Here is a 4,387-nt window from a genome sequence, read left to right on the forward strand (position 1 = left end):
GGGCAGGCCCTCGAGCCCGATCGCCAGCGACAGGGCCGCCAGCGCCCCGGCTCCGGCTCCGGCCCGGCCGCCGCCACGGATCAGGCCGATGGCCATCCCGAGGATCGCGATCATCTGGAGGTTGTGGTGATCGATCCGGCCGGCGGCGAACTGCACGGTGACGCCGAAGGTCTGGGTCGCGGCGAGCAGCGCCAGCACCGCCGCCCGCTTGCCGAAGGTCGTGCGCACGCCGGTCCACAGCACCGCGGCGTAGACCACGAACAGCAGCGGCGGCCAGAACGCCGCGACGATCCCCTCGGCGAGCCCGGAGCCGAGCAGGGGCGTCAAGACGAGGAGCAGGCCGGCCAGCGGCGCGTCGAGCAGGCGCGACCAGTGGCTCGGCACGCCGCCCGGCGGCAGGAAGCGGTACTGGACGTTGTCGTACCAGCCCTGGCCGGCGGCGAGGTCGCGCGCCTCGACGAGGCGCATCGCGTCGTCGGTGTCGGGCACGCGCAGGTGCCGGATCGTCTCGATCACGTCGCCCGGCGGATACAGCGTGACCGCGCAGAACAGCACCAGCAGCCACAGGATCGTCCCCGCATCGAGGCGTGCCGGCTTCCGGGCCGGAAACGAAGCTGTGGCCGCCATCGCGCCTCTCCGGTGCCCGCCGGCCGCTCCGGCCGCGACGGGTCTCGTTCCGCTCGCGCGACCCTGCCGCGAACGCGCTTAACGGGCGGTCAAGGCCGTCGCCATGGGAGGTTTCCTTAACCACGTCGGGCGCAGGCTCCGCCCGTTCAGGACGGGTCGGGGCAGCGGATGAGTCACCACACCGAGACGCTGGTGATCGGCGGCGGCCCCGCCGGGCTCACCGCGGCCTACCTGCTGTCGAAGCAGGGTCGCGACGTCACCGTGCTGGAGCGCGACTCGACCCAGGTCGGCGGCATCTCGCGCACGGTGAGCCACAACGGCTACCTGTTCGACATCGGCGGCCACCGCTTCTTCTCGAAGTCGAAGGCCGTGGTCGACCTCTGGGACGAGCTCCTGCCCGACGACTTCATCGAGCGGCCGCGCCTGTCGCGGATCTACTATCAGGGCAAGTACTACGCCTACCCGCTGAAGGCCTTCGAGGCCCTGCGCAATCTCGGGCTGCTCACCAGCACCGCCTGCGTGCTGTCCTACCTCTACGCCCGCGCCCGGCCGATCGCCGCGCCGAAGCACTTCCACGGCTGGGTCCGCAACCAGTTCGGCGAGAAGCTGTTCTCGATCTTCTTCAAGACCTACACCGAGAAGGTCTGGGGCATGTCCTGCGACGCGATCTCGGCCGACTGGGCCGCGCAGCGCATCAAGGGCCTCGACCTCGGCGCCGCCATCCGCGACGCGCTGAAGCGCTCCCTCGGGATCCGGGCGAAGCCCAAGGCCGGCGAGCCGGTGATCAAGACGCTGATCGAGTCGTTCCGCTATCCCCGCCGCGGCCCCGGCATGATGTGGGAGGCGGCGGCGGAGAAGATCGCCGCGCAGGGCGGCAGGGTTCTGCTCGACCGCGGCGTCGACGGCCTGTCGTTCGACCCCGCTGCCGGCCTGTGGCGCGTCGCGGCGGTTCGCGGCGACGGCACGCGCGAGACCTTCACCGCGCGCCACGTGATCTCCTCGGCGCCGGTGCGCGAGCTCGTGGACGCGATCACGCCGCGGTCGATCAGCACCTTCCAGGCGCGCGCGCTGCAGTATCGCGACTTCGTCACGGTGGCGCTGATCGCCAAGTCGCAGAAGAACTTCCCCGACAACTGGATCTACATCCACGATCCCTCGGTGCAGGTCGGGCGGGTGCAGAACTTCCGCTCGTGGTCGCCCGAGATGGTGCCCGACGAGGCCCATACCTGCCTCGGGCTCGAATATTTCTGCTTCGAGGGCGACGGCCTCTGGACCGCGAGCGATGCCGACCTCGTCGCTCTGGCCAAGCGCGAGATCGGGCAGATCGGCCTGATCGACCCGGCCGACGTGGTCGACGCCTGCGTCGTGCGCCAGCCCAAGGCCTACCCGGTCTACGACGAGACCTATGCCGAGAACGTCGCGCTGGTGCGGATGGAGCTGGAGCGGGACTTCCCGACGCTGCACCTCGTCGGCCGCAACGGCATGCACAAGTACAACAACCAGGACCACGCGATGATGACGGCGATGCTCACCGTCGAGAACATCGTCGCGGGCCATCGCCGCCACGACGTCTGGCGGGTCAACGAGGATGCCGAGTACACCGAGGCCGGCGTATCGGGGGCGCAGGCCGCCCTCGGCAGCGAGCGGCTGGTGCCGCGCAAGGTCGCCTGAGGCGACAGGGGCGAGGGGCGTTTGCCAAGACAGTGATGCGGCCGCGTCACGACGCGGCCTTGCCGATGCGGGCGCGCGGCATACACTTCCCGCCAACGCCCGGTTGCAGGGGCGGTTTCGGGAGGCAAGCCCCATGCGATCGGTCCCCATGCGATCGGTGATTCTCGCCGCGCTCCTGTCGAGCGCGGCCGTCGCGACCTCGGGATTCGCGACCTCCGCCCTGGCGCAGGGCGCGTCCCCCGCCGAGACCAAGGCGAAGGCGGACGACCTGGAGAAGCTGCAGGGCTTCAAGAGCACGAACACGGCGCCCGCGCCCGAGATCCCGCAGACCGGGCGCAAGGCCGACGCCATCCGCAAGACGCTCGGCAGGATCAAGCTGCCCGAGGGCTTCAAGATCGACGTCTACGCGATCGTGCCCGACGCCCGCTCGATCGCGGTCGGCCCCAATGCCGGCGTGCTGTTCGTCGGCACCCGCAAGACCAAGGTCTACACCGTCACCGACCGCGACAAGGACCGGGTCGCCGACGAGGTCCGCGCCTTCGCGCCGGGCATCGACTTCAAGATCCCCAACGGCGTCTGCTTCTCGAAGGACGGCGTGCTGACGGTCGTCGAGCAGAACCGGGTGCTGTCCTTCCCCGCGGCGGAGTTCTTCTACGAGAACCCGGACGTCGCCGCCGGCATCGTCGTCAAGCAGGGCGAGCTGATCCCGGCTGGGGAAGAGAGCTACAACCACACCGCCCGGGTCTGCCGCGTCGGGCCCGACGGCAAGACCTACATCGCGCTGGGCCAGCCCTACAACGTGCCGGCGCCGGAGAAGCTCGAGCTGTACCGGACGCACGGCATCGGCGGCATCGTGCGCGTGGACGCCGACGGCAAGAACCGCGAGGTCTACGCCACCGGCATCCGCAACTCCGTCGGCATCGACTTCGCGGCCGACAAGACGCTGTGGTTCACCGACAACCAGGTCGACGGCATGGGCGACGACAAGCCGCCGGGCGAGCTCAACCACGCGACAAAGGCCGGCGAGAACTTCGGCTTCCCGTGGTTCGGCGGCGGCGCCGTCCGCACCGTCGAGTACAAGGACCAGACGCCGCCGGCCGACGCCGTCGCGCCGGCGGCCGAGCTGCCGCCGCACGCGGCCGATCTCGGGCTGACCTTCTACAACGGCAAGCAGTTCCCCCAGGCCTATCGCGGCGGCCTCTTCATCGCCGAGCACGGCTCGTGGAACCGCACCGAGCCGGTGGGCGCGCGGATCATGTTCGCGCCCGTCTCCGACGGCAAGGTCGGCGCGCCCAAGCCCTTCGCCGAGGGCTGGCTGACCGGCGACGGCGAGTATCTCGGCCGCCCCGTGGACGTCGCGGTGCTGCTCGACGGCTCGCTCCTGGTCTCCGACGATGCGGCCGGGGCGATCTACCGGATCTCGTACGAAGGCGACGCGAAATAGGGCGATCGGCCGTCGAGGGCCGTGCACCCTCTTCCCTCCCCCGCGTAGGGGGAGGGAGAACGCGCCGAGCCTGCGTCGCCCAGCGCGGCGCACGCGCTGTCTGAGTCCCCCCGAGAATGCTTCCGGTCACCCCATGCTCCGCCCATCCCTCCTCGTCCTGATCCTCGCCCTCGCGCCCGTCGCCGTCCAAGCGGGCGATGCCGCCGCCGGGCGCAAGCGGGCCACCGCCTGCCAGGCCTGCCACGGCATGGACGGGCTCTCGAAGCTGCCCGAGGCCCCCAACCTCGCCGGCCAAGTCGAGATCTACCTGGTGAAGGCGCTGACAGAGTACCGCGACGGGACGCGGCAGAACCCGGTGATGTCGGTCGTGGCGAAGGACCTGTCGGACGCCGACATCGCCAACCTCGCGGCCTATTACGGCGGCCTGCAGATCGAGGTGATCCCGCCGGGCTGAGGTCCCGAGGCGGCTTTCGCCCGGCGCCCCGTCGCCCTATCCCGATCGAACGACGCGGAGGTTTCCGATGTGGACGTCGACGATGCCGCGCCCGGAGGCGTCGGCCTTTCGCCAGCGCGCATGGCCGGCCATGCCGGCGTCGCGCGGGCTGCTCGCCCTCGGCACCGTCCTGGCGCTCGCCGCCGCGGGCT

3 protein-coding genes and 1 pseudogene are annotated in these 4,387 nt (G+C 70.8%); 3 read left to right on the forward strand and 1 reads right to left on the reverse strand.

The genetic code is table 11. The features are described from left to right. Nucleotides 1-627: pseudogene (locus FV223_RS21005) on the reverse strand (hypothetical protein); the annotation flags it as partial. Between the two features lie 168 nt (nt 628-795). On the opposite strand from FV223_RS21005, the gene FV223_RS21010 reads away from it, so the two are divergent. The 3 genes from FV223_RS21010 to FV223_RS21020 all read left to right on the forward strand — a co-directional run bounded on the left by FV223_RS21010 (nt 796) and on the right by FV223_RS21020 (nt 4,196). Then, nucleotides 796-2,298 carry an NAD(P)/FAD-dependent oxidoreductase gene (locus tag FV223_RS21010; RefSeq protein WP_147728824.1) on the forward strand — a complete coding sequence of 501 codons (1,503 nt, stop codon included), beginning with the start codon at nt 796-798 and terminating at the stop codon, nt 2,296-2,298. A 148-nt stretch (nt 2,299-2,446) separates the two neighbouring features. Next, nucleotides 2,447-3,742 carry a PQQ-dependent sugar dehydrogenase gene (locus tag FV223_RS21015; RefSeq protein WP_147728825.1) on the forward strand — a complete coding sequence of 432 codons (1,296 nt, stop codon included), beginning with the start codon at nt 2,447-2,449 and terminating at the stop codon, nt 3,740-3,742. A gap of 133 nt (nt 3,743-3,875) precedes the next feature. Continuing rightward, nucleotides 3,876-4,196, forward strand: a complete 321-nt coding sequence (locus tag FV223_RS21020; protein WP_147728826.1) for a cytochrome c — start codon at nt 3,876-3,878, stop codon at nt 4,194-4,196. The last annotated feature ends 191 nt before the right edge of the window (nt 4,197-4,387 follow it).

It is taken from the genome of Methylobacterium sp. WL116 (assembly GCF_008039455.1).
Classification (GTDB): Bacteria; Pseudomonadota; Alphaproteobacteria; order Rhizobiales; family Beijerinckiaceae; genus Methylobacterium.